At 38.2% G+C, this 26,649-nt stretch carries 25 protein-coding genes, 4 tRNA genes and 1 pseudogene; 24 read left to right on the top strand and 6 right to left on the bottom strand.

From position 1 onward, the window contains the following. Position 1: 1 nt before the first annotated feature. Together B3P17_RS02990 and B3P17_RS02995 are read right to left on the bottom strand one after the other, a co-directional pair. Positions 2-211 carry a metallophosphoesterase gene (locus B3P17_RS02990; RefSeq protein WP_291103267.1) on the bottom strand — a complete coding sequence of 70 codons (210 nt, stop codon included), beginning with the start codon at positions 209-211 and terminating at the stop codon, positions 2-4. Positions 212-386: 175 nt separating this feature from the next. Continuing rightward, positions 387-1,301, bottom strand: coding sequence for a hypothetical protein (locus B3P17_RS02995; RefSeq protein WP_252639562.1), 915 nt, complete (start codon positions 1,299-1,301; stop codon positions 387-389). A gap of 204 nt (positions 1,302-1,505) precedes the next feature. On the opposite strand from B3P17_RS02995, the gene B3P17_RS03000 reads away from it, so the two are divergent. The 17 genes and pseudogenes from B3P17_RS03000 (at position 1,506) to rpoC (ending at position 17,286) form a co-directional block, all read left to right on the top strand. Then, positions 1,506-1,817: a hypothetical protein gene (locus B3P17_RS03000; protein WP_252639560.1), complete on the top strand. Its 312-nt coding sequence runs from the start codon at positions 1,506-1,508 to the stop codon at positions 1,815-1,817. A 93-nt stretch (positions 1,818-1,910) separates the two neighbouring features. After that, on the top strand, positions 1,911-2,363 hold the full coding sequence (locus B3P17_RS03005; protein ID WP_252639559.1) for a GNAT family N-acetyltransferase: 453 nt from the start codon (positions 1,911-1,913) through the stop codon (positions 2,361-2,363). Positions 2,364-2,619: 256 nt separating this feature from the next. Beyond that, positions 2,620-2,811 carry a 30S ribosomal protein S21 gene (rpsU, locus tag B3P17_RS03010; RefSeq protein WP_006841938.1) on the top strand — a complete coding sequence of 64 codons (192 nt, stop codon included), beginning with the start codon at positions 2,620-2,622 and terminating at the stop codon, positions 2,809-2,811. A gap of 70 nt (positions 2,812-2,881) precedes the next feature. Further along, a complete protein-coding gene (locus tag B3P17_RS03015; protein WP_291103298.1) occupies positions 2,882-3,763 on the top strand; it encodes a tyrosine recombinase XerC in 882 nt (293 codons plus the stop codon). 20 nt (positions 3,764-3,783) lie between these two features. Beyond that, the gene (gene hpf, locus B3P17_RS03020) at positions 3,784-4,083 is read left to right on the top strand and encodes a ribosome hibernation-promoting factor, HPF/YfiA family (protein ID WP_006841940.1); all 300 of its coding nucleotides are present in this window, start codon (positions 3,784-3,786) and stop codon (positions 4,081-4,083) included. Between the two features lie 172 nt (positions 4,084-4,255). Further along, positions 4,256-4,329, top strand: a tRNA-Thr gene (locus B3P17_RS03025). A gap of 155 nt (positions 4,330-4,484) precedes the next feature. After that, positions 4,485-4,556: transfer RNA gene (locus B3P17_RS03030), tRNA-Thr, on the top strand. 68 nt (positions 4,557-4,624) lie between these two features. Beyond that, positions 4,625-5,834, top strand: a pseudogene (gene tuf / locus B3P17_RS03035) (elongation factor Tu). Positions 5,835-5,886: 52 nt separating this feature from the next. After that, positions 5,887-5,956: transfer RNA gene (locus tag B3P17_RS03040), tRNA-Trp, on the top strand. A 79-nt stretch (positions 5,957-6,035) separates the two neighbouring features. Then, a complete protein-coding gene (secE, locus tag B3P17_RS03045) occupies positions 6,036-6,227 on the top strand; it encodes a preprotein translocase subunit SecE (protein WP_291103270.1) in 192 nt (63 codons plus the stop codon). Between the two features lie 21 nt (positions 6,228-6,248). Then, entirely contained in the window at positions 6,249-6,794 is a 546-nt protein-coding gene (gene nusG, locus B3P17_RS03050; RefSeq protein ID WP_006841943.1) for a transcription termination/antitermination protein NusG, read from the top strand. A gap of 64 nt (positions 6,795-6,858) precedes the next feature. Then, positions 6,859-7,302: a 50S ribosomal protein L11 gene (rplK, locus tag B3P17_RS03055; protein WP_135105770.1), complete on the top strand. Its 444-nt coding sequence runs from the start codon at positions 6,859-6,861 to the stop codon at positions 7,300-7,302. Between the two features lie 17 nt (positions 7,303-7,319). Next, on the top strand, positions 7,320-8,015 hold the full coding sequence (gene rplA, locus B3P17_RS03060; RefSeq protein WP_006841945.1) for a 50S ribosomal protein L1: 696 nt from the start codon (positions 7,320-7,322) through the stop codon (positions 8,013-8,015). A gap of 20 nt (positions 8,016-8,035) precedes the next feature. Continuing rightward, positions 8,036-8,548, top strand: coding sequence for a 50S ribosomal protein L10 (gene rplJ, locus B3P17_RS03065; RefSeq protein WP_135105772.1), 513 nt, complete (start codon positions 8,036-8,038; stop codon positions 8,546-8,548). Positions 8,549-8,590: 42 nt separating this feature from the next. Beyond that, positions 8,591-8,968 carry a 50S ribosomal protein L7/L12 gene (gene rplL, locus B3P17_RS03070; RefSeq protein WP_006841947.1) on the top strand — a complete coding sequence of 126 codons (378 nt, stop codon included), beginning with the start codon at positions 8,591-8,593 and terminating at the stop codon, positions 8,966-8,968. 101 nt (positions 8,969-9,069) lie between these two features. Then, on the top strand, positions 9,070-12,882 hold the full coding sequence (gene rpoB / locus B3P17_RS03075) for a DNA-directed RNA polymerase subunit beta (protein WP_252639558.1): 3,813 nt from the start codon (positions 9,070-9,072) through the stop codon (positions 12,880-12,882). 120 nt (positions 12,883-13,002) lie between these two features. Further along, positions 13,003-17,286: a DNA-directed RNA polymerase subunit beta' gene (rpoC, locus tag B3P17_RS03080; protein ID WP_252639557.1), complete on the top strand. Its 4,284-nt coding sequence runs from the start codon at positions 13,003-13,005 to the stop codon at positions 17,284-17,286. 101 nt (positions 17,287-17,387) lie between these two features. On the opposite strand, the gene B3P17_RS03085 is transcribed toward rpoC, so the two are convergent. The 3 genes from B3P17_RS03085 to B3P17_RS03095 all read right to left on the bottom strand — a co-directional run bounded on the left by B3P17_RS03085 (position 17,388) and on the right by B3P17_RS03095 (position 19,304). Further along, positions 17,388-18,062, bottom strand: coding sequence for an OmpA family protein (locus B3P17_RS03085; protein ID WP_135105778.1), 675 nt, complete (start codon positions 18,060-18,062; stop codon positions 17,388-17,390). A 45-nt stretch (positions 18,063-18,107) separates the two neighbouring features. Further along, positions 18,108-18,437: a hypothetical protein gene (locus B3P17_RS03090; RefSeq protein ID WP_135105798.1), complete on the bottom strand. Its 330-nt coding sequence runs from the start codon at positions 18,435-18,437 to the stop codon at positions 18,108-18,110. A gap of 204 nt (positions 18,438-18,641) precedes the next feature. Further along, positions 18,642-19,304: a rhomboid family intramembrane serine protease gene (locus B3P17_RS03095; protein ID WP_006841952.1), complete on the bottom strand. Its 663-nt coding sequence runs from the start codon at positions 19,302-19,304 to the stop codon at positions 18,642-18,644. 159 nt (positions 19,305-19,463) lie between these two features. Between B3P17_RS03095 and B3P17_RS03100 the strand changes: the two genes are divergently transcribed. The 7 genes from B3P17_RS03100 to mobA all read left to right on the top strand — a co-directional run bounded on the left by B3P17_RS03100 (position 19,464) and on the right by mobA (position 25,899). Then, on the top strand, positions 19,464-20,888 hold the full coding sequence (locus tag B3P17_RS03100; RefSeq protein WP_252639556.1) for a tetratricopeptide repeat protein: 1,425 nt from the start codon (positions 19,464-19,466) through the stop codon (positions 20,886-20,888). A 125-nt stretch (positions 20,889-21,013) separates the two neighbouring features. After that, on the top strand, positions 21,014-22,021 hold the full coding sequence (locus B3P17_RS03105; RefSeq protein ID WP_252639555.1) for an aspartate-semialdehyde dehydrogenase: 1,008 nt from the start codon (positions 21,014-21,016) through the stop codon (positions 22,019-22,021). A 77-nt stretch (positions 22,022-22,098) separates the two neighbouring features. Then, a tRNA-Ser gene (locus B3P17_RS03110) sits at positions 22,099-22,185 on the top strand. Between the two features lie 271 nt (positions 22,186-22,456). Continuing rightward, positions 22,457-23,695 (top strand): site-specific integrase, encoded by a 1,239-nt coding sequence (locus tag B3P17_RS03115; RefSeq protein ID WP_006801078.1) that lies wholly within the window; start codon positions 22,457-22,459, stop codon positions 23,693-23,695. A 35-nt stretch (positions 23,696-23,730) separates the two neighbouring features. Next, on the top strand, positions 23,731-24,147 hold the full coding sequence (locus B3P17_RS03120) for a transcriptional regulator (RefSeq protein ID WP_006801079.1): 417 nt from the start codon (positions 23,731-23,733) through the stop codon (positions 24,145-24,147). Position 24,148: 1 nt separating this feature from the next. Next, entirely contained in the window at positions 24,149-24,649 is a 501-nt protein-coding gene (locus tag B3P17_RS03125; RefSeq protein WP_006801080.1) for an ORF6N domain-containing protein, read from the top strand. 806 nt (positions 24,650-25,455) lie between these two features. Further along, on the top strand, positions 25,456-25,899 hold the full coding sequence (gene mobA, locus B3P17_RS03130; RefSeq protein WP_006801081.1) for a conjugal transfer protein MobA: 444 nt from the start codon (positions 25,456-25,458) through the stop codon (positions 25,897-25,899). A gap of 45 nt (positions 25,900-25,944) precedes the next feature. On the opposite strand, the gene B3P17_RS03135 is transcribed toward mobA, so the two are convergent. Further along, positions 25,945-26,541: a master DNA invertase Mpi family serine-type recombinase gene (locus tag B3P17_RS03135; RefSeq protein WP_006801082.1), complete on the bottom strand. Its 597-nt coding sequence runs from the start codon at positions 26,539-26,541 to the stop codon at positions 25,945-25,947. Positions 26,542-26,649 lie beyond the last annotated feature (108 nt).

The raw sequence follows: 26,649 nt of genomic DNA on the forward strand, positions 1-26,649 counted from the left end.
TTTATGCGGAGACATTATTGCTGTGTCTCTTTTTCCACTTTGCTTTTCTTCCTCGCATCAATTGCCACCCATCAATAATGTCTCCGCATAAAATGAGAGTGTCGCATGTGTTGTCTTTTAAATATCTTGTTGCTTCTTTTGCTTTTGACCATTTAGATCCCAGATGGATATCTGAAAGAACAATGGTTTTGTGATGTTTTTTGTTTGTCATATTTTTTCTCTTTTTTTCATATCAAAAGAATAAATAGATTATGACAACGCTGTTAAGTAATTATGAATAAATGGTTAAGATTAATATAGGTAGGGTTTTATGATGATATAAATGATGAGCAAACAGATGGTAAATATTTCTCTGTTTGCCATGTATCTGTTTGTGCTGTAGTTCTTTATTTATCGATAGAAAGTGCAGGGGCAGACGGTTGATAGAAGTGCGTCATGTATAGGTCTTTGATAATGCCATCGGCGACACCTATTATTGGTGTTTCGATGACAAGTGCCCGAGCCAGTTTCATTACTTTAAGGTATATTGCTATTGCAGGCAATATCACTTCTGCCCGATTGAGGTTTATTTTAAGATTCACCAACCGTTCTTCGTAACTCATTTTTCTCATTTTAGCCGCAAAGCTCACTAACTCTTCTCTGCGTATGCGTCCTGAACGGCGTAATAGTGAATCCAGTTTATTTATGTTTCCACCCGACCCAATGAGGGATACTTTTATATAATCTTTGCTGTGTTCTGTGAGCCAATTTTTCATTCTGTCCCATTCGGCTCTTTCTTCCTCAAGCGGTAGTGAGCGAATAGTTCCTAGCTTGAACGATTCGGATGCGATCTCTTTGTTCTGATAAAAAATAATGAGCTCTGTGTTTCCTCCACCTACATCCGTATATATGTATACTCTGTTCTCCTCGAGCAATTCGTCTATTCTGTTTGTAAGAATAAAGCGAGCCTCTTCTTTGCTGTCAATTACATCGATTTCGATGCCCGACTTGGCAACTACGTACTCCAATACTTCTTGTGCGTTAGAGGCTTCCCTGATGGCAGACGTTGCACAGGCACGCCATATTTCTACATCATTTACCTGTATCAGCCCACGGAAAGATTGCATTAGAATGGCGAGCTTTTCTTTCTTCTGCTCACTTATATATCCTGTAGAAAATGTATCCTCTCCCAATTTTAAAGGAATACGAATTAATGAATCCTTTTTAAATACTGCACGTCCATTATAATCGAGAACATCTGTGATAAGAAGGCGTACAGAGTTGGAGCCGATATCTATTGCTCCTAAACGTCTAACATTCATAAGCTTTTTTTATTGGCAAAAATAAGTAAGAGGGGTTACAAAACTATTACTATTGGATTGCATTAAAATTAAGATTGTCGGGTTGTTATATAATTGTATTATTCAGAACTATTACACTTTAATGTATTGTCTTTTATTTTTTTATGAGAATTATAATGCTTATGTTTGGTTTGTATTGATTGTTTATCTCAAAATAGAAAGATTATGGCAGACTTAGATCATAAAAAAGAAAAAACGGAAGCAGGGAAAGAATCGTCCGGCTCACATATTCTTAGTGGCGATGTGCTTGAATTACCATTGCAAATAGCAAAGAAAGTAGTAAGCGTTCTGGTTGAGGATGGCGAGGAAGTATCTGCAGAAGGCAGCGATAATATTCTGGATAATGTTTCGGAAGCTTTGACTTCTGTAGGGGAAACGATCGGAGAGCACGCTGAAGAAATAGCTGAAAGTGTTGTTAGAGTTGCGGGGGGAGTTGCTGAGGTTTTGGGTGATACTATTAGTGATATTGAAGTATAGTTCTCTTGTTTATGCAGAGTGAATCTTACTGACAGGTATAATGTTGTAAAAAATAAAAAATTATCTTTATGCGATTTTTCTGATTTATTACGCATGAAGAAAGAATTAGTATGGAAAGTAAGCCGTTTCGAAGAGCTTACTATAAACGAATTATATGAGATCTTGCATCTACGGTGCAAAATATTTGTTGTTGAGCAAGATGCTCCGTATCTCGATACAGACTATAAAGACCAAAAAGCACTGCATCTCTCCGGGTATGCAGACGACAGGCTAGTGGCTTATTGCCGTATATTTAAGGCCGGAGATTATTTTGAAGAGGCTTGTATCGGACGGGTTATTGTTGCTCAGGAGTATAGGAAGTACGGGTATGGGCACGACATGATGAAAAAAGCCCTGGATATAGCATCTGCAACTTTAGGTGAGACGCGAATTACGATTTCTGCTCAGCAATATCTTCAAAAATTTTATGAGAGCCACGGCTTCAGGCAAACCAGCGAGATGTATCTCGAAGATGGGCTACCCCATATTGAAATGAAAAAAGAATAGAATTTTTTAAAAAGTCTTGTTCGTTAAGATATTAAATCATAAATTTGCAGCCCGAAACAGAGAGGAGGTTTGATGATCTTTTGAACAAAACATATTCACTTGTGGTATGATGTTGCTTTGCTGAAGCAATGTTCAGAAGATTGATTTATATAATAGAATTCTCTCGATAATGCATTTATTGCAATCATAGCGAATGAAATTTCGCTTGTAAAGTTTAAAATTAAATAAGAAAATAAATAAAAACTAAAGAATAATTATGATTATTGTTCCATTGAAAGAAGGGGAAAATATCGAAAGAGCCCTAAAGAAATTTAAAAGAAAATACGAAAAAACAGGTGTTGTTAAAGAACTTAGAAGACGTCAGGAATTTCAAAAGCCTTCTGTAGTGAAGAGAGCAAACAAACTTCATGCTGTGTATGTGCAGAAAATGCACCGTATGGAAGAGTAAAAGAAGTATTGCCAATTTCGCATAATATTATTAACTTCGTCATTCAAGATAGAATGTTTCTCGAATGATGCTGTTGATAGAAAAATATATCAGGTATCTCCGTTATGAAAAGAACTATTCTTTACATACGGAGATTTCTTATTCTGAAGACCTCAGCCAGTTCGTAGAGTTTCTTGCCGAGCATTTTTCTGATACCGACATAAAGCATGTAGATAGAGATATTATTCGCATGTGGATAGTGTCGATGATGGAGAGGGAAATCTCAGCCCGTTCTGTAAACCGTAAGCTAAGCGCAGTGAAATCGTTTTACAGATATTTGCAGAGAATAGGAGAAGTAACCGTAAATCCAGCCAGTAAAGTAAATGGCCCGAAAGTTGGTCGGCCAATTCCTGCTTTTGCTAACAGTGCAGATATGGCGAAGGTGCTGGATGAGGAGAACTACGGAGACTCATTCGAATCGTTGCGAGATCATATTATAATAGAGTTGTTTTATGTTACCGGAATTCGCCGGGCAGAATTGATAGGATTGAAAGATGTTGATGTCGATTTCTCTTCCGAAACCATACAGGTTACAGGAAAACGTAATAAGCAGCGTCTGATTCCCTTTAGTAATGGAATGAAGCAGTCTCTTGAGCAATATATTGCAGTGCGAAATAAAGAAGTGGGAAACCAATCGGGTTACTTATTTGTTAAGAGTAATGGAGAGCCGCTTTATCCGATGCTGGTGCATCGTATTGTGACTTCTAATTTACAGCAAATAGAAACTCTGGCTAAGGTTAGCCCTCATGTTCTTCGACATTCGTTTGCAACGGGCATGCTCAATAATGGAGCGGATATTAATGCAGTAAAGGAGTTGCTTGGTCATGCAAGCTTGGCTGCTACAGAAATATACACACATACTTCGTTTGAAGAATTAAAGAGAATTTATAACAAAGCTCACCCAAGAGCTTAAAAAGTAAAGGAGGATTAGTTATGAATATTGTAATTCAATCGGTGCACTTTGATGCGTCAGTACAACTGAAAGAGTTTATTGAGAAAAAAATATCAAAATTGGATAAATTTACAGATCAGATTGTAGATGCAGAAGTTATATTGAAAGTCGTGAAGCCGGAAGTCGCGAATAATAAAGAGGCTTCGGTTAAATTGAATATAAAAAATGGAGAGTTGTTTGCCAATAAGACTGCTGATAGTTTTGAGGAGGCTGTTGCTCAGAGTATAGAGGCTTTGGAAAAGCAAGTGCTTAAGGTGAAAGAGAAGGCTCAGGCTAAATAAAATAGCAATGTTCATGAAATTGGCACTAAGCTAGTTGAAGCTAAATAGACAATCAAAAGAAAACACAAGGGAAAATAAATCTATAAAGTGTTGCGATTCTAAAAAAAAATATCTAATTTTGTCGCCGTTTCGCTGTGTAAAAAGCGAGATGGCGATAATTATTAGACTTTTAGCCTCTTTAGCTCAGTTGGCCAGAGCACGTGATTTGTAATCTCGGGGTCGTTGGTTCGAATCCGACAAGAGGCTCAAGCTATAAGGAAAAAGAAGTTTTGAAAAAGCTATGAATCAATAGATTTGGATATTTCTTCACTTTAATTTCCATTACTTTTGCTTTAATAATAATATCTCTTGTTTTTAAGTACGGAGAATTGTTTAATTTGGAGCAAGATTTTGAGATTTAAGCCAATGTAGCTCAGTGGTAGAGCACTTCCTTGGTAAGGAAGAGGTCACGGGTTCAAATCCCGTCATGGGCTCTAACGGGGATACAAGATTCAAAATTGAATTAAATATATACATTTAACTAAATAATAGAAGATTAATTATGGCAAAAGAACATTTTAACCGGGCGAAACCGCACGTAAATATCGGTACAATCGGTCACGTTGACCACGGTAAAACTACCCTGACTGCTGCAATCACTACCGTTCTGGCTAAAACCTACGGCGGTGCTGCTCGTGCTTTCGACCAGATCGATAACGCACCAGAAGAAAAAGCTCGTGGTATCACCATCAACACTTCCCACGTTGAATATGACACCCCGACTCGCCACTACGCACACGTAGACTGCCCAGGCCACGCCGACTATGTTAAAAACATGATCACCGGTGCTGCGCAGATGGACGGCGCGATCCTGGTNNATGGACGGTGCTATCATCGTTGTAGCTGCTACTGATGGTCCTATGCCTCAAACTCGTGAGCACATCCTTCTTGCACGTCAGGTAAACGTACCAAGATTGGTTGTTTTCATGAACAAATGTGATATCGTTGATGACGAAGAAATGCTAGAATTAGTAGAACTTGAAATGAGAGAACTTCTTTCATTCTACGAATTCGACGGAGATAATACTCCAGTTATCCGTGGATCTGCACTAGGTGCTTTGAACGGTGTTGAACCTTGGGTTAGCCAAGTAATGGAGCTTATGAATGCTGTTGATACTTGGATTCCACTTCCTCCACGTGATGTTGATAAACCATTCTTGATGCCGGTTGAAGACGTGTTCTCTATCACAGGTCGTGGTACTGTAGCAACAGGTCGTATCGAAACTGGTAAGATCAAAACTGGTGAAGAAGTTCAAATTATCGGTCTTGGAGCTGAAGCTAAAAAATCAGTTGTAACAGGAGTAGAAATGTTCCGTAAGATTCTTGACGACGGACAAGCTGGTGACAACGTAGGTCTTCTTCTCCGTGGTATCGATAAAGAAGAAATCAAACGTGGTATGGTTATTACTCACCCAGGTAAAATCACTCCTCACACTACATTCAAAGCTGAGGTTTATATCTTGAAGAAAGAAGAAGGTGGACGTCACACTCCATTCCACAACAAATATCGTCCTCAGTTCTATCTACGTACATTGGACGTAACAGGTGAAATTTCTCTTCCTGAAGGAACAGACATGGTAATGCCTGGTGATAACGTAACAATCACAGTAGAATTGATTTACCCAGTTGCTTGTAACGTAGGTCTTCGTTTCGCTATCCGTGAAGGTGGACGTACAGTAGGTGCTGGTCAGATTACAGAAATTTTATCTTAATAATTTCTATAAAACCTAAAGTCGGTTTGCAATATAACCGACTTTAATATACGGGCGTAGTTCAGTGGTAGAGCGTTGGTCTCCAAAACCAAATGTCGGGAGTTCGAATCTCTCNNAGCTCAGTTGGATAGAGTACCTGGCTACGAACCAGGCGGTCGGGAGTTCGAATCTCTCCGCCCGTGCTAAACTCAAACAGGAGTGATGAAAAAAATAATTAACTATTTTAAAGATTCTTATAACGAACTTGTATATAAGGTTTCTTGGCCTTCTCGTCCGGAATTGACCAGCAGTGCAGTTATTGTCATGATCGCTTCCATTATTATGGCATTGGTTGTGTGGGGAGTTGATTCGGTATTTGATAGAGTGGTTAAGTTGCTTTATGGTCTGTTGTAATCTTTATCTTGTCAAAAAACTATGACTGAAATCGAAAAGAAATGGTACGTTCTGCGTGCTGTTAGTGGAAAAGAAAATAAAGTCAAAGAATATCTTGAATCAGAGATAAAGAAAACTGACTTAGGGAAGTATATTTCTCAAGTTCTTATTCCTACAGAGAAGACTTATATCATGCGTAACGGAAAGAAGGTTCTCAAAGAAAGAGCTTATCTTCCCGGCTACATATTGATTGAGGCTGCACTTGTAGGTGAAGTGATTCATGAACTTCGTAACATTAATTTTGTTGCAGGGTTTTTACCGAATACTACTAATCCGCAACCGCTGAGCCAATCCGAAGTAAATCGGATATTAGGCACAATGGACGAACTGGATGAGCAGGAAGTAGGCTTGGATATTCAATATTTTGTTGGAGAAAACGTGAAAGTAACAAATGGACCTTTCTCCGGTTTCTCTGGTATTATTGAAGAGGTGAACGCAGAGAAAAAGAAACTCAAGGTGATGGTAAAGATATTTGGAAGGAAAACTCCTCTCGAATTGAATTACATGCAAGTTGAAAAAGAGCAATAAGGACTGGTTACGCACTCTGGATGTTCTATTTAAGTTTTAACAAAACTAAAAATTAAAAACAAAAATGGCTAAAGAAATTGCTGGACAATTAAAGTTACAGATTAAAGGCGGTGCAGCAAATCCATCTCCTCCGGTAGGGCCTGCTTTAGGTTCTAAAGGTATCAATATCATGGATTTCTGTAAGCAATTTAATGCCAGAACTCAAGACAAGGCAGGTAAAATATTACCAGTGGTAATTACTTACTATGTTGATAAGTCTTTTGATTTTATTGTAAAACAACCACCTGTAGCAATTCAGTTACTTGAAGCTGCTAAAACAAAGAGTGGATCAGCAGAACCAAATCGTAAGAAGGTAGCAGAAATTACTTGGGATCAAGTACAAGCTATCGCTGAAGACAAAATGGTTGACCTGAACTGTTTTACCGTAGAATCTGCCATGAAGATGGTTGCTGGTACAGCAAGAAGTATGGGTATTACTGTAAAAGGGGCTTTCCCTGATGTTAAATAATTAAACTTCAATTGATAATGGGTAAACTTACAAAAAATCAGAAGTTAGCTTTCAGCAAAATTGAAGCAGGGAAATTATATACACTGACTGAAGCATCAGCTCTTGTAAAAGAGATAACAACTACAAAATTCGACTCATCTGTCGATTTGGATGTACGCTTAGGTGTAGACCCACGTAAAGCTAACCAGATGGTGAGAGGTGTAGTATCTCTTCCTCATGGAACAGGAAAACAAGTAAGAGTTTTGGTATTATGTTCTCCGGATGCAGAAGCTGCAGCTAAAGAAGCTGGTGCAGACTATGTAGGTTTGGATGAATATATCGAAAAGATAAAAGGTGGTTGGACTGATATTGATGTTATCATCACTCAGCCTGCTATCATGGGTAAAGTTGGAGCTTTGGGGCGTGTACTTGGACCTCGTGGTCTGATGCCTAACCCTAAGAGCGGAACTGTGACTGTGGACGTTGCTAAAGCTGTAACTGAAGTGAAATCAGGTAAAATCGACTTTAAAGTTGATAAAGCAGGTATCGTTCATGCTTCTATAGGTAAAGTATCTTTTACTTCAGATCAGATCAGAGATAATGCAAGAGAATTTATTTCTACGCTTATCAAACTGAAACCGACTGCAGCTAAAGGAACTTATGTGAAAAGTGTTTGTCTTTCAAGTACTATGAGTCCGGGTGTAAAAATAGACCCTAAATCAGTAGAAAATTAATCAAAATTGACTGAAACATTATGAGAAAGGAAGATAAAAGTACTATCATAGAAACTATAGCGGCGACAATCAAAGGTTACGACAATTTCTATCTTGCTGATATCGCTACTCTTAATTCGACTAAAACCAGCGAATTGAGAAGAGAGTGCGCAAAGCAAGAAATTAAATTAATGGTCGTAAAGAATACCCTGTTGCAGAAAGCATTGGATACACTTGAAGGTGACTATTCGGAACTACATTCAGTTTTGAAAGGAAATACTGCAGTGATGTTTTCCAATTCTGCTAATGCACCGGCTAAACTGATCGCTAAGTACAAGAAAGAAGGAATTCCTTCGCTTAAGGCTGCTTATGTACAAGAAAGCTTCTACATAGGTGCGGAAAATTTGAGCGCATTAGAAAACATCAAGAGCAAGAACGAACTTATCGGCGATGTTATCATGTTGCTTCAATCTCCAGCCAAGAATGTTATCTCAGCCCTTCAATCGGGTGGTAATACCATTCATGGTGTATTAGAAACATTATCGAAACGATAATTCATTTAAAAAAGAATAATAACAATTTTAATTTATACAAAAATGGCAGATATCAAAGCTATTGCAGAACAACTAGTAAATTTGACAGTGAAAGAAGTTAGCGAATTAGCTGAAATTCTAAAAACTGAATATGGTATTGAACCAGCCGCTGCTGCTGTTGCAGTTGCAGGTCCGGCTGCAGGTCCAGCTGCAGAAGCTGTAGAAGAAAAAACATCTTTCGATGTAATCTTGAAATCAGCAGGTGCAAACAAATTGCAAGTTGTTAAAGCTGTTAAAGAACTAACAGGACTTGGTTTGAAAGAAGCTAAAGATCTAGTTGATGCTGCTCCTGGTGAACTTAAAAAAGGAGTAACTAAAGATGAAGCAGAAGCATTGAAAAAACAATTAGAAGAATCAGGAGCTGAAGTTGAACTTAAGTAAAAACAGTCCTGTCAAAGGATACTTTGGTTAGGAACCTTCGTTGTGAAGGTTCTTAACCTTTTTACGTCAAAAATAATAAGTTCATCAAAACTGGATATTCCATGTCTTCAATAAATACAAATCAAAGAGTCAATTTCGCTTCAATCAAAAATCCGCTACCTTATCCGGATTTTCTTGAAGTGCAGCTAAAGTCATTCCGCGACTTTTTACAACTTGATACTCCTCCCGAAAAGAGGAAGAAAGAAGGTCTATACAAAGTTTTTGCAGAAAACTTTCCTATAGCTGATACACGAAACAATTTTGTATTAGAATTTTTGGACTACTTTATCGATCCGCCGCGTTACACAATCGAAGAGTGTATCGACAGAGGATTGACGTATAGTGTTCCTCTAAAAGCAAAACTTAAACTTTATTGTACCGACCCCGATCATGAAGACTTTGACACGGTTATTCAGGATGTTTATTTGGGGTTGATACCATACATGACCCAAAAAGGTACATTCGTGATCAATGGTGCCGAGCGTGTTGTTGTTTCGCAGTTGCACCGTTCGCCGGGCGTATTTTTCGGACAAACAATGCATGCTAATGGTACTAAATTGTATTCGGCACGTATCATTCCTTTCAAAGGTTCATGGATTGAATTTGCTACAGACATCAATAATGTCATGTATGCATATATTGACCGTAAAAAGAAATTACCTGTAACTACGCTCCTTCGTGCTATCGGTTTTGAGAGTGATAGAAATATCCTCGAAATATTCGATCTGGCAGAAGAGGTAAAAGTTAATAAACAAAATATAAAAAAGATAGCAGGCCGTAAACTTGCTGCCAGAATTCTTAGAACCTGGATGGAAGACTTCGTGGATGAGGATACCGGTGAGGTAACATCTATCGAACGTAACGAAGTTATTCTTGAACGTGAAACTATTCTGGAAAAAGATCATCTGGATTTGATACTCGATTCGGGTGTATCTTCTATATTATTGCACAAAGAGTCTCAGAATATTTCTGACTTTGCAATTATATACAATACATTACAAAAAGACCCAAGTAACTCGGAAATAGACGCCGTTCGTCATATCTACAGACAATTGCGTAGCGCAGAGCCTGCTGATGATGCAAGTGCTCGTGAGGTTATTAATAACCTTTTCTTTTCTGAAAAACGTTACGATTTGGGAGAAGTAGGACGTTACAGGCTGAATAAGAAACTGGGACTTTCTACTAGTACAGATATTCGTGTTTTAACGAAGGAAGATATTATTGAGATCATCAAATATCTTATCGAGTTGATAAACTCAAAAGCCATCGTTGACGATATCGACCACTTGAGCAACCGTCGTGTACGTACTGTAGGAGAACAGCTTTTCAATCAGTTTGGAGTTGGTCTTAACCGTATGGCACGTATCATCCGTGAAAGAATGAACGTTCGCGATAATGAAGTGTTTACGCCGATTGATTTGATCAATGCTAAAACAATTTCTTCTGTCGTAAATACATTCTTCGGTACAAATGCGTTGTCTCAGTTCATGGATCAAACCAATCCATTGGCTGAAATTACTCACAAGCGTCGTATGTCTGCCCTTGGACCAGGTGGTCTTTCTCGCGAAAGAGCCGGTTTTGAGGTGCGTGACGTTCACTATACACACTATGGTCGTCTTTGTCCGATCGAAACACCTGAGGGTCCAAACATTGGTTTGATATCTTCTCTTTGTGTTTATGCAAAGATCAACGACCTTGGTTTTATCGAAACACCATATCGTAAAGTAGCAGATAGTAAAGTCGACTTATCGTCTGAAGGTATCGTATATCTTGCAGCCGAAGAGGAAGAAGACAGGCTTATCGCTCAAGGTAATGCTCCGTTGAATGATGACGGATCATTTATCAATATGCGTGTAAAAGCTCGTCAAGATGCAGACTATCCTGTTATTGAGCCATCAGAAGTAGAGTTGATGGACGTATCTCCAACTCAGATTGCTTCTATTGCAGCATCGTTGATTCCATTCTTGGAGCATGATGATGCCAACCGTGCGCTGATGGGATCGAACATGATGCGTCAGGCTGTTCCTTTGATGCGTACCGAATCTCCTATCGTAGGAACCGGTATCGAAGGTCAGCTTATCCGTGACTCTCGTACTCAGATTGTAGCAGAAGGTGCAGGTGAAGTTGTCTTTGTAGATGCCGATACGATTAAAATTAAATACGATCGTACAGCAGACGAAGACTTTGTGGCTTTTGACGATGCGATCAAAACATATTCTATTCCTAAGTTCCGTAAGACAAACCAAAATACAACAATCGACCTTCGTCCTATCTGTAGAAAAGGCGACAGAGTTGTGTTGAATCAGATACTAACAGAAGGTTATTCAACTGAAAAAGGTGAATTGGCTATCGGTAAGAATCTGAAGGTTGCCTTCATGCCTTGGAAAGGATACAACTTTGAGGATGCGATCGTTCTGAACGAACGTGTTGTTCGCGAAGATATCTTTACATCTGTCCATGTAGAAGAGTTTGCGCTTGAGGTTCGTGATACAAAACGTGGTGTTGAAGAATTGACATCCGATATTCCGAACGTAAGTGAAGATGCTACTAAAGACTTGGATGAGAGAGGTATTATCCGTGTAGGAGCTCGTGTTAGTCCGGGAGATATCCTTATCGGTAAGATTACACCTAAGGGTGAATCTGATCCTTCTCCTGAAGAAAAGCTGCTTCGTGCAATCTTTGGAGACAAAGCCGGTGATGTGAAAGATGCATCTTTGAAAGCATCTCCTTCATTGAAAGGTGTTGTTGTATCAACAAACTTGTTCTCTAAAGCATCTAAAAAGGGTAAGACAAAACTTTCGAGCAAAGCTTTGCTTCCTAAACTAGATGAAGAGTATGAAGAAAAGATGGCAAAACTGAAAGGAATATTAGTAGATAAGTTATTGGTATTGACCGAAGGTAAACCATCACAGGGTGTTAAAGATTATTTGAATGTTGATATTATCGGTAAAGGCTCTAAGTTTACGAAGAGTGCTTTGGATGGTATCGATTACGAATCAATACAGGTAAGTAACTGGACATCGGATGAGCACAAAAATGCGCTTATCAGAGATGTTATCGTAAACTACCTACATAAATATAAAGAGCTTGATGCTGAGCTTAAACGTAAGCGTTTCGACCTCACTATAGGAGATGAACTACCTTCGGGAATAGTTCAGATAGCTAAAGTTTATGTGGCTAAGAAACGTAAGATACAGGTTGGAGATAAGATGGCAGGTCGTCACGGTAACAAAGGTATCGTGTCGCGTATCGTTCGTCAGGAAGATATGCCATTCTTGCCGGATGGAACTCCGGTTGATATCGTGTTGAATCCGTTAGGGGTGCCTTCACGTATGAACCTTGGTCAGATCTTCGAAACTGTATTGGGTTGGGCCGGTAAAGAGCTGGGAGTTAAGTTTGCTACACCAATTTTTGATGGTGCTAGCCTTGACGATTTGAACGAATGGACAGATAAAGCTGGAGTACCACGTTATGGTAAAGTCCGTCTTATTGATGGAGGAACAGGTATTCAATTTGACCAACATGCTACCGTAGGTATAATTTATATGCTTAAACTCGGTCACATGGTTGAAGATAAGATGCATGCCCGTTCTATCGGACCATACTCACTTATTACCCAACAGCCTCTTGGAGGTAAGGCTCAATTTGGGGGTCAGCGTTTCGGAGAAATGGAGGTTTGGGCACTGGAAGCATTCGGTGCAGCTCACATTCTTAGAGAAATTCTGACAATCAAATCGGATGACGTTATAGGGCGTTCAAAAGCTTATGAAGCGATTGTAAAAGGTGAACCTATGCCGCAGCCGGGTATTCCTGAATCATTAAACGTACTTCTTCACGAAATGCGTGGTTTGGGATTGAGTGTCTCTCTCGATTAATATCATATTATCCGTTGGTTTTCGGCTTTAACTAAGCTGATAGCCGACGGATTCTAAATACTCTAACAAACAGCTATCGGCTAATGGCTAATAGCTACAGCTTTTAAAAGAAAAAAGTATATGGCTTTTAGAAAAGAAAATAAAGTAAAGAGTAGCTTTTCAAAAATAACTGTGAGCCTTGCATCTCCTGAAGAAATTCTGGAAGCATCAAGCGGTGAAGTTTTGAAACCTGAAACAATCAACTATCGTACTTACAAACCTGAACGTGACGGGCTTTTCTGCGAACGTATATTCGGACCTGTAAAGGATTACGAATGTCATTGCGGTAAATACAAAAGAATCCGTTATAAGGGTATCGTTTGTGACCGATGCGGTGTTGAAGTTACAGAGAAGAAAGTTCGTCGCGAACGTACAGGACATATCCACCTTGTTGTTCCTGTGGCTCATATCTGGTATTTCCGTTCGCTGCCAAACAAAATGGGTTATCTTTTAGGTATACCTACCAAGAAACTGGATTCTATCATCTACTACGAACGTTATGTTGTGATTCAGTCCGGTGCGGCAGTAGAAGAAGGAATAGCAGATAAAGACCTTCTTACAGAAGAAGAATATTTGAATATTCTGGATAAGCTTCCAAAAGAAAATCAACTGTTGGACGATACCGATCCTAACAAGTTTATTGCTAAAATGGGGGCTGAGGCTGTTTATGACCTTTTGTCTCGTATCAACCTCGATTCATTAGCTAATACTCTGCGCCATAAGGCAAGCACAGATACATCTCAACAACGTAAGAACGAGGCATTGAAACAACTTCAGGTTGTAGAAGCGTTCCGTGGATCGAAAGGTAAGAATAAACCGGAGTGGATGATTGTAAAAATTGTTCCGGTAATTCCGCCAGAGCTTCGTCCGTTGGTTCCATTAGATGGAGGTCGTTTTGCTACATCCGACCTGAATGATTTGTATCGTCGTGTGATTATACGTAACAATCGTCTGAAAAGACTTATTGATATCAAAGCTCCCGAAGTTATCTTACGTAACGAAAAACGTATGCTTCAGGAAGCTGTCGATTCATTGTTTGACAACTCACGTAAGTCAAGTGCAGTTAAGACAGATGCCAATCGTCCATTGAAATCACTATCCGACAGTTTGAAAGGTAAACAAGGTCGTTTCCGTCAAAACTTGTTGGGTAAGCGTGTCGACTATTCAGCTCGTTCGGTAATTGTCGTTGGGCCCGAATTGAAGATGCACGAATGTGGTATTCCTCAGGATATGGCAGCTGAGCTGTACAAACCATTTATTATACGTAAGCTGATCGAGCGTGGTATCGTTAAGACAGTAAAATCGGCTAAGAAGATCGTAGATCGTAAAGAGCCTGTGGTATGGGATATCTTGGAACATGTGATGAAAGGACATCCGGTTATGCTCAACCGTGCCCCTACTCTTCACCGTCTTGGTATCCAGGCATTCCAGCCTAAGATGATTGGTGGTAAAGCGATCCAGTTGCACCCGTTAGCATGTACGGCGTTCAATGCCGACTTCGACGGTGACCAGATGGCTGTTCACTTACCATTAGGAAATGAAGCTATCCTTGAGGCACAGATGTTGATGCTTGCATCTCATAACATTCTGAACCCTGCAAATGGAGCTCCTATTACCGTGCCTTCTCAGGACATGGTTCTTGGACTATATTATATCACAAAAATCCGTAAGGGTGCTCTTGGTGAAGGTCTTATATTCTATGGACCTGAGGAAGCTATTATTGCATACAATGAAGGTAAGGTTGATATACATGCTTTGATAAAAGTATATGTGAATGACCTTGACGAAAATGGTGAAATAAAGAAATTGATGCGTGAAACTACTGTCGGACGTGTTCTTGTTAATGAGAAGACTCCAGTAGAAGTAGGATTCATCAATGAAGTGCTTTCTAAGAAATCATTACGTGATATTATCGGTAATGTAATCAAAGCCTGTGGGGTTGCAAAAACAGCACAGTTCCTTGACGACATTAAAGATTTAGGTTATACAATGGCATTCCGTGGAGGTTTGTCGTTCAACCTCGAAGATGTAATCATTCCTGAAGAAAAAGATACATTAGTACAACAAGGTTATGACGAAGTAGAGCAGATATTGAATAATTATAACATGGGATTCATTACCTACAACGAACGTTACAACCAGATTATTGATATATGGACACACGTCAACTCAAGATTGTCTAACATCTTGATGAAACAACTTTCGGAAGACGATCAGGGATTCAACGCCGTATATATGATGTTGGATTCAGGAGCCCGTGGATCGAAAGAGCAGATTCGTCAGTTGTCAGGTATGCGTGGATTGATGGCGAAACCTCAAAAGAGTGGGGCAGAAGGAGCTCAGATTATTGAGAATCCGATCTTGTCGAACTTTAAAGAAGGATTGTCGGTGTTAGAGTACTTTATCTCTACCCACGGTGCGCGTAAGGGTCTTGCCGATACGGCTTTGAAGACTGCCGACGCCGGATATTTGACTCGTCGTCTTGTTGACGTATCTCAAGATGTGATCATTAATGAAGAAGACTGTGGTACATTGCGTGGTCTTGTTTGTTCAGAGCTTAAAAACAATGAAGAAGTTGTTGCTTCTTTATATGAACGTATCTTAGGTCGTGTATCTGTTCATGATATCCAACATCCGATGACAGGAGAAATCATTGTTAAATCGGGAGAGGAAATCAAAGAAGATGCAGCCGCTATTATACAGAATTCTCCTATCGAGAGCGTAGAGATCCGTTCGGTTCTTACTTGCGAATCGAAGAAGGGTGTTTGTGGTAAATGCTATGGACGTAACCTTGCAACAGGCCGTATGGTTCAGCGAGGTGAGGCTGTAGGTGTTATTGCCGCACAGTCTATCGGTGAGCCGGGAACACAGTTGACACTACGTACATTCCACGTTGGGGGTATCGCATCTAATATTGCTACCGAAAGTAGCGTTGTTGCTAAATACGATGGTATATTAGAAATAGATGATCTTCGTACAGTAGATATTCTTGACGAAACGGGCAAGAAAACTCAGATTGTAGTTAGCCGATTGGTAGAGCTTCGTCTGGTTGATCCTAACACTAAAATCGTACTCCTTACTCATAATATCCCTTATGGTTCTAAATTGTACTTTAAGGATGGGGCTAAGGTGAAAAAAGATGATCTGATCTGTGATTGGGATCCATTTAATGCCGTTATTATATCTGAAGCTACAGGACGTATCAAATTTGAGAATGTAATAGAAGGTGTTACGTTTAAAGTTGAATCGGATGAGCAAACCGGTCTGAAAGAAAAGATCATTATCGAATCTCGCGATAAGACTAAAGCTCCTGAAGCTCATGTCTTGGATGAGCAGGGTAGAACTATCAAAACTTATAGTTTACCATTAGGTGCTCACCTTGTGAAAGATGATAATGATGCGATCAAAGCCGGAGATGTACTTGTTAAGATTCCTCGTGCAGTAGGTAAGGCTGGTGATATCACCGGAGGTCTTCCTCGTGTAACTGAGTTGTTCGAAGCTCGTAACCCATCTAATCCTGCAGTAGTGTCGGAAATCGATGGTGAGGTTTCATTTGGTAAGATCAAACGTGGTAATAGAGAAATTATAGTAACTTCTAAACTTGATGAAGTTAAGAAATATCTGGTGCCTCTATCCAAACAAATTCTTGTTCAAGAAAATGACTTTGTGAGAGCCGGTATGCCACTGTCTGACGGAGCTACAACTCCTTCTGATATATTGGCTATTATGGGACCTACAGCCGTTCAGGAATATATTGTAAACGAAGTACAGGACGTATACCGTCTACAGGGTGTGAAGATCAACGACAAGCACTTCGAGGTGATTGTTCGTCAGATGATGCGCAAGGTAGAAGTTATCGATCCGGGAGATACTCGTTTCCTAGAACAGCAGGTTATCGACAAATATGAAGTAATGGAAGAGAATGACAGAATCTGGGGTAAGAAAGTTATTGTTGACGCCGGAGATTCTTCAACATTCGAACCGGGACAGATTGTTACTGCACGTAAGCTAAGAGACGAAAACTCTATGCTGAAACGTAGAGACCTTCGTCCGGTAGAAGTGCGTGACGCAGTTCCTGCAACAGCTAACCAGATACTTCAAGGTATTACCCGTGCTGCTCTCCAGACTCAAAGCTTTATGTCTGCCGCTTCGTTCCAGGAAACAACAAAAGTACTGAACGACGCTGCTATAAACGCTAAGGTAGACAGACTGGAAGGATTGAAGGAGAATGTAATCTGTGGTCACTTATTACCTGCCGGTACAGGACAACGTGAATTTGAAAAATTAGTTGTTGGTACAAAGGAAGATTTTGACAGGATTGCTGCAACCAGAAAGACTGTAGTAGATTTTGATGCCGTAGAATAATTAATTATTCTTTTATATAGTTAGAAAGGGGAGAGAAACATAATGTTTCTCTCCCCTTTCATTTTTTGTTAAGCTTACCGAGCTAAACTCTATGTGTAAGATTATTTACCTTGTTGAGCGTCTTTTAGCATCTTTTCGTTAGGAAGGATATAAACTTCTACACGACGGTTTTGAGCTCTACCTGCAACAGAACTGTTGTCGGCAACAGGTTGTGTAGATCCAAATCCTTGAGATACCATACGTTTTCCGGAAACTCCTTTCGTTTGAAGGAAATTATAAACAGCTTGTGCACGTTTTTCAGACAAAGGATTGTTTATAGCGTCAGAACCTGTATTATCTGTGTGTCCGTATATTTGAACATCAGTGTCAGGATTATTATTTAATGAAGCAGCGAAGTTGCTTAGTGCGCTTTGTGAAGCAGAACTTAATGTGCTTGAATTTGTTGCGAATAGAATTCCTGATTCAAACGTAACTTTGATAGCTTGTCCATCGTTGATAGATTCCACCTGAGCTCCGTTGATTTGCTCCAATTCTTTCTTTTGTTTGTCCATCTTGTTGCCAATGATAGCACCGGCCGAACCACCAACTACAGCGCCTATACCTGCACCCCATGCAGCACCTTTACCGCCGCCTATAATAGCACCAATACCTGCGCCCAATGCACCACCTGCTCCTGCACCGATACCTCCACCTTTTACAGTATTGCTGGCTCCACAGCTAGATAATAGTAATGCGCAGCTTAAAACAATAGCTGCTACGAATGAAAAATGTTTCATAAATTTATTCTTTTAATAATTAAAATTTGTGTGATTATCTTCGTTTTATTCGAATATCCCTAGTGATTCACAATATGCAATCTCGCCCTGTATAATGAATGCGATATCTTCGGCTGAGAAGTTATTTATTTTGTCTTTTTTCGTATTCTTCAATACATAAGATACAATTTCATCTTCATCGATGTCTACAATTACGTTCTCATCGGCATCTTCGTCCATGTAGCCTTTTTCTTCATAGAATTCGTAAACGATATCAATAATATAGTTGATTTCGTCACTCGAGTATTTTCCTTTCATTTCTTGCGGAAGATAGTTCTGTATATACTTTACAGCATCATCTTCGTCATACTGTATCAGATCTTTATCACTGCTCATCATCTTATATTTTAGGATTATATTATTTAGATTTATAACAACAAAGTTACTTTGATGTTCAAATATGGCTGGTTTATTATTTTCGTAGTTTATTTATTCTTCTGTTATTCTAAGTTTGCTTTTTATTGAGACTTGTTATGTGAAAGAAGGTTTAATATTTCTTACTGTTTATTAGGATTCAATGTTTAATCAAAAGTAGTTATTTTATTTTTTTTTCCAAATAAGATAGGCTAAAACGATCAGCGGTAAAACCATTATACCCAAATAGACCGCATTCATACTAAGTAGTTTTGCAGGAGTGTAAATGACAGCCACAACAATACCTACAATAGCTCCGCCCATGTGCGCATCGTGCCCTATATTACCCACCTTTTTCAGCATACCATAGATGGAAAAAGCCAGATATCCAAGCCCGAAAATCCATCCCGGGATATCTATCGGAATAAAGAAAAATCGGAGAGGCATTGTGGGATATACAGCTATAGCAGCGAATAGTATACCTACCACTCCTCCTGAAGCACCGATGGCACTGTAGTAGTATTCTTTTCTATGGATGAAAAGAGAGAGTAATCCTCCGCCAATGATAGACAAAAAGTAAATAGCCAGGTATATCCATACTCCGAAAGAGTAAGTAATAATATCGGAGAAGAAGTACAATGTCATCATATTAAACAATAGATGCATATAGTCTCCATGAAGCGTAGCAGATGTTAACAGTCTGTCCCATTGTTTTGAATTGCCCAAAATAGCCCCTACATTAAACTTGTAGCGTTCAAAGAAGGCCATGTCACCAAAACCCTTTATGCTGGTTATAACTGTGAGAGCAATAATCAAAATAGGTAAAATCGACTGCAAACTAAAATCCATAATTTTCATTTTTCGTAAAGGCAAAGGTATAAAAAAGAGTATAAGCCTTGAAAATTTTGTGCTATATTTCTTTCGTCGAAGTCATTCCTCGCTTACAGATTGATAGTTTGAATATTTTCATGTAAATTTGAAACCTATAATTAATTAGAATAGAACGGCATGAAATCTATATTTATCTGGCTATTTATTACGTTTGCTTGTGTTCCTATGGCATTTTCACAAACTCTTTCCGATGCAAAAGAATTATATCTTCAAGGAGAATATGCAAAGGCTTTACCCATTTTTGAAGAGGAATATAAAGCTAAGCCGGAGGACGCCAATCTAAATCAATGGTATGGGGTTTGCCTGCTGGAAACGGGAGGAGATCTCAATAAAGCGGAAGAATGCCTCATTGTTGCTTCTAAAAAAAGAATACAAGAATCTTTTTTGTATCTGGGGCAATTATATGGACAAGAGTATAAATTTACACAATCGGAAGAATCTTTCAACAAATACGAAGCCGGTCTTAAAAAGAAAGATGAAGCATCGAGAGCAAAATTAGACGAGAAGAGAAAAGTGATGTCACGTCTTCGGCGTATGGTGTCCAACACAGAAGATATACAGATAATAGATAGTGTAATTGTAGATAAGGCAAAATTTCTTTCAGCTTATAAGCTGAGTCTCAGTTCGGGAAAACTAGAACCCTTTGACAAGATTTTTACATCAGCAAAGCATATAGATGCAACGGTATATACGAATGAAAAAGGGACTAAAATGTATTATGCCAAGCCCGATAAAGACAATGTGTTCAGTCTTTACTCTAAAGAAAAGCTATTCGATGACTTCGGTAATGAAAAGAAGCTTTCGGCAAACAATTTTGGTCTTTCTGGTGATATAAACTATCCGTACGTAATGGCAGATGGAGTGACAATCTATTTTGCAGCAAAAGATGAAGAAACGCTCGGAGGGTATGATTTGTTTGTCTCTCGCTACAATATGAATACAGATACCTATCTCGCTCCTGAACGTCTGAATATGCCATTCAATTCGTTGTTTAATGACTATATGATGGCAGTGGACGAAGAAAAGGGCATTGGCTGGTTTGCCTCCGATAGATATATGCCTAAAGGGAAAGTTTGCATATATACATTTGTTCCGAATAAAGTAGTGAAAACCATCCAGAGCGAGGATGAAAGCTATCTGGCAGGCAGAGCTAAAATATCTTCGATAAAGAGTACATGGCAAAAAAATAATAATTACAAAAATCTGATTGCGTTGGCTCGTCAAGAAGCTGTTGTGAAAGTAGAGGTGACTCATGATTTTGAATTCGTTATTAATGATAACAAGACGTATTATAAAATGTCGGATTTCAAAAATAGAACAGCTCAGAATACATATTCGAAGGTAGTAGAGATGAAATCGGAACTAAAAGGACTATCCGAAAAGTTGGAAAAACTGCGTGCAGATTATAATACTGCATCTCAGGATGAAAAGCGGAGAATGTCTTCAGATATCTATAGTCTTGAAAAGGAAGTGGAACAATTGCAAGTGAGTATACCTCAAATGGAAATACAGGCAAGAAATCAAGAGATACAAGCCCGATAGTTCTTTTGTTTAACTTGAAGTTTACTTAGAGTAACAAAAAACCACAAATAATACATAATTGATAGTAAATCGTTATATTTGCAACCTGTTTTATATTAAATAATTTACTCTATACCAATAAAAAAATGAGAATCGCTATTGTTGGCACAAGTGGTGCTGTAGGTCAGGAGTTTTTAAGAGTTCTTGACGAACGAAATTTCCCGATAAAGGAATTAGTATTATTCGGTTCTGCCAGAAGCGCAGGCAATGTCTATACGTTTCGTGATAAACAGTATACGGTGAAGGAGCTGAAGCACAATGACGATTTTAAAGATATAGATATTGCTTTTACATCGGCAGGAGGAAGTGTTTCTATCGAATATGCTGAAACAATTACTAAGCATGGCGCAATCATGATAGACAACTCAAGTGCTTTCCGTATGGATAAGGATGTGCCTCTTGTTGTACCCGAAGTAAATGGAGAGGATGGGAAAGTTCGTCCTAAAGGGATAATCGCAAATCCTAACTGCTCAACTATACAGATGGTAGTGGCAATGAATGTGATAGAAAAAATATCTCATATCAAAAGGGCGCACGTAGCAACCTATCAGGCAGCATCAGGAGCAGGAGCAGCGGCTATGGAAGAGTTGATCAATCAATTTAAGCAAATTGCATTCAACAATGATGTGGCTGTAGAGAAGTTTGCTTACCAGCTTGCGTATAACGTGATTCCTCACATAGATGTGTTTACAGATAACGGGTATACAAAAGAAGAGTTAAAGATGTACAACGAAACGCGTAAGATTATGCACTCTGATATAGAAGTGAGTGCAACCTGTATCCGTGTTCCTGTACTTCGTTCTCATTCTGAGGCTATCTGGGTAGAGACCGAAAAACCTGTGTCGCCGGAAGAAGCCCGTGAGGCATTCTCAAAAGCTGAAGGAATTGTGTTGCAAGACAATCCGGCACAAAAAGAATATCCGATGCCATTGTTTGTTGCAGGACAAGACCCGGTATATGTTGGACGTATACGCCAAGATATAGCGAATAAGAATGGTTTGACATTCTGGGTAGTAGCCGATCAGATCAAGAAAGGCGCAGCATTAAATGCAGTTCAGATAGCAGAGTATTTGATCAAAGAAAATGCTATTTAAGTCAGGAAACTGTTTGTATAATCAAAACAAACAACTATATTTGCATCGCAATTAGCGAAAAGCCGATTGTGGTTTCAGGAAGTGTGGGTGAGTGGCTGAAACCACCAGTTTGCTAAACTGACGTACGGGTAACTGTACCGGGGGTTCGAATCCCCCCGCTTCCGCTTTAAGAAAAGACAAAAAGCGACAAAGCTTGGATAAATCCTACAATATCAACGTATTGTAGGATTTTTTTATGTTTTCACCTTTCCTCCGAAAGACATAAAAAAGCCACTTTGAGACAACAATCTGTTGCCAAAGTGTTCACCCCTGCAATTTTATTCGTTCACCCTTGACGTGTCGCAAATTGGTAGTTTGTAGTCCAATATTGGCAGCGCTTATTTTCCTCAAAAACAACAGATTAAAATTAATTTTAACGCTTTAAAAAGAGGAATTATGAGAACATCAAAAAGCACGTTTGCTATCACTTTCTACCTAAGAAAGGACAAAATGAGGAAGGATTCGTTCACCCCTATCTTTTGCAGGATAACTATTGCGGGTGAGGCTGTAAGTTTTAATATCCACAAAGACATCAGAGCCGAGCTTTGGGATATGGAGAATCACAAAGCCAGGAGTAAATCGAGAGAAGCTATAGAGGTGAATCAAACCCTTGATGCTTGTCGTACTATCTTACACAATATGTATCGGGAGATATTCGAGAAAGACAATTATGTGACTGCTGAAAAATTGAAGAATTCTTATCTGGGTATATCAACTGATAACACAATGCTGCTCGTTTTGTTTAGAGACCTTATAAAAGATATAGAAGCTTTGGTAAATATCACTAAGGCAAAAGCAACCTTGCAAAAATATAAAGTGACTTATACAAGGATATCTGAGTTTATGAAATTCAAGTATAATATTTCTGATATCAATGTAAAAGAGATAAAGTATCAATTTATCTGCGATTTTGAAGTCTATCTGAGAACACAAGCAAGCTGTAGTCCTAATACAACAGCAAAGTTCATTCAATTCTTTAAACGAGTGATTCTCATCGCTCAGAATAATGGATGGATGCAACACAATCCTTTTGCAAACTATAAAATCCATTTTAAGAAAGTTGATAGAGGATATTTGACTGACCAAGAACTAGAGATTATTAAAAATAAGGAATTTGATATAGAACGGCTTGAAAAAGTGCGAGATATTTTTGTGTTTGCCTGTTGGACTGGTTTGGCTTACGTGGATACTTATAAACTTACCTATGACAATATAAAAATAGGGGTAGATGGAAAGCCATGGATTATGACTAAACGAGCAAAAACAGATACCATCGTGACTGTTCCATTACTTGATGTCCCTTTAGCAATAATTGAGAAATATAGAGGTAAGCAAGATGACAAAGTATTACCGACATTAAGCAATCAAAAGATGAATTCATACTTGAAAGAAATCGGTACTGTGTGCGGGATTGAGAAACGATTAAGCTTCCACCTAGCACGTCACACATTTGCGAGTACAACCACTTTAGCTAAAGGTGTTTCTATTGAAGCTGTGTCTAAAATGCTAGGGCACACGAATATTCGTACAACTCAAATTTATGCGCGAGTTACCGAAAACCTGATAAGTAACGAAATGAACACACTTTCGACCAAATTGAAAGCCAATAATATTCAATTATCAAAAGCTAAATAAATATAGAGGAATATAAAACCATCAAAAATAATCATATGGAAACAGGATATATAAAATTCACAGATATAGATACCAACAAACCGACCATTGAAGTGAAAATCGTTGATGGTACAGTTTGGATGACAGTAAACGAGATTGCTAATTTGTTTGGGGTATATTCCCCAACAATAAGTAAACATCTCAAAAATATTTTCAAGTATAATTTATTGAGAGAAAGTGATGTTACGAAAGAATATAGATATACGAAAGATGGCGGAGAGTATATTCGTACATATTACAACCTTGAAACAATTATATTTTTGAGTTTTCATATTCAATCACTTTATACCAACTGTTTTCGAAAATGGGTCTTGAATGCTTTTCAGGAATATCGTCAAAAACAGAAAAGCCATGAAGTTATTGTGATATTCAATACAAGTACAAAACAACATTCACTTAAAACATTGAATTAATATGGAATTAGAAGTAATACAGAATCGAATATATGAAATAAGGGGATATAAAGTTATCCTTGATAAGGATTTAGCTGAACTATATGAAGTAACAACTAGCAACTTGAATAAGGCTGTAAAACGGAATCTTGATCGTTTTCCCGAAGATTTTATGTTCCAATTGAATAATAAAGAATTTGACTTGATATTCCAAAATGGAACATCAAGTTGGGGAGGAACAAGAAAGCTACCTTATGCTTTTACAGAACATGGAATTGCAATGTTAGCAGGATTATTAAATAGTCAGAAAGCAATTTCTGTTAATATCCAAATAGTCAGAGCTTTTATTATGCTTCGTCAATATGCTTTGGGGTATGCTGAGCTAAATCAAAAATTAGAAAACTTCATGTTAGAAACGAATCTGCAATTCAATGATATTTACCAAGCATTAACAGAATTAGCCAGTCAGAAGGGACAAGATACAAAATCAAGGAAAAGGGTTGGTTATGTAAGAGATGAATAGACATTATAGTTTCGACTTAATTAATGGGGTAAAAGTATTCTTTTACCCTTTTTTATGCCGTCACTTTTTATCATCTGATAACAAAGGTCTATTTCAAGAATAAAACGCCAATATCAAGCCTTTCAGGTTTTATCGGCAATCTCCACCCGTTGGGTAGTATTCCCTCAAAAATATGGTCTATTTTATTCTTTTCACAGGGAAGGTGTTTATCAGTTGAAAAAAGAAATAATATTCAATGAAGTTGTAGATATATACTTCATTCAGCCACTCACCCATTACTGAACTATAATATTCAACCTGTAATTTATTTGTTCCTTTCTTGATGAGTTATGTCTTGACCTCATGACTTAGTGAAGTCATTCATTCATGAAGCCATGAAGTCAGTATTTATTGGTTGGGTATCAGTCAAGAGCTAACTTATTCACTACATACTTCATAGCTGAAGTAAATACATCAATAATTAGTGAATATTTTAATGAATAAATCCAGTTATGAATTCACAAAAAGGGATGTCAGGATAGCCAAGAAAATTAACTGTCATCCAATGACATCTGCTGTCACCATTTGTCTGAAAACCTCATCATAACCTTTCAATTAACAGACGCTACCTTTGTCGTGTAATGATAATCTCTCAAATAAACTTTAAGGCAATCCATCGGAGGATGGATTTTGGTATTCGTCAGAATACAGCAAGGTATGTTTTGAAGCACTTGAAATAAATTTCCGTGCTTCAAAACCCTTGCCCTTTCAGGGAGAGAAAATCACTCCGAAGTCGTAATTTTTATTTATTAAATCTTTATGTAGTTATGAAAACAAATAATCTTTCTGAAAGAAGAAAAGGAGGGCGGAATCCGAAGAATGATCCTGCAATACATCGTTATGTTATCTATTTGAATAACGTTGACAACGCACGTTTTCTCGCTTTATATGACAAGTCATGTATGAGTGTTAAGGCTCATTTTATTACTTCTTGCATATTTAATAAGCCAATAAAGGTTGTGAAAATCGACAAAGCTGTACAAGATTATTACATGAGGTTAACTACTTTCTTCGGACAATTTAGAATAGTTGGTACGAACTATAACCAAATAGTCAAAGCCCTAAAGTCGAATTTTTCCGAGAAAAAGGCCTTGGCTTTTCTTTATAAACTGGAAAAACAAACCATCGAAATGGTTGTTCTTCAGAAAAAAATTATGGAATTAACTGAGGAATTTGAGAAAAAGTATGGATATATGTGGTTACAGAAGTAAATAGCATTTTCAATTTAGGTATTATTATTCAATTAAAAAAAGTCTTTATAGTTGGTTATCCTTGAGAAATGCACTAACAGTTAAGCGATGAACGCCGAGAATACGGCTGATGGCACTTTTGGAAACTTTCTTATCTAATAGATTTTTTATCTCAATTTCCTTTCCTGTCAATTTTTTCACTTTTGATTTACTTCCTTTGGGACGACCAAGGATAACACCTTCAGCACGTTTTCGAGCTAATGCCTCTTTGGTACGTTGGGATATAAGGTTACGTTCAATTTCGGCTGAGAGACCAAAAGCAAAGGCTAGAACTTTAGAATTAATATCACTTCCCAAGCGGTAATTATCTTTGATTGTCCAAACCTGAATATCACGGTTCATACATTCATTAAGAACACCCATAATCATAAGAAGATTTCTACCGAGTCGAGACAATTCGGAGCATATAAGAATATCATCTTTTCTCATTCTCTTTAATAGCTTACCCAACTTCCTGTCCTGTACACTTTTTGCTCCGGAAATTGTTTCTTCGATCCATTTGTCAATTACCATTACATTTTTCTCACAAAATTGGTTGATTTCAAAACGCTGGTTTTCGACTGTTTGCCTGTCTGTGCTTACACGAATGTATCCATAAATCATCTGCTGTTTGTTTAAATTAAATATATATAAAATTAAAAACAGCAAAAATAGTATATTTTTATTATACTATATAATTATACTTTTTTCCAGCGTTTTTATTAGACAGAA

The organism is Dysgonomonas sp. UBA7630 (assembly GCF_002483985.1).
GTDB lineage: Bacteria > Bacteroidota > Bacteroidia > Bacteroidales > Dysgonomonadaceae > Dysgonomonas.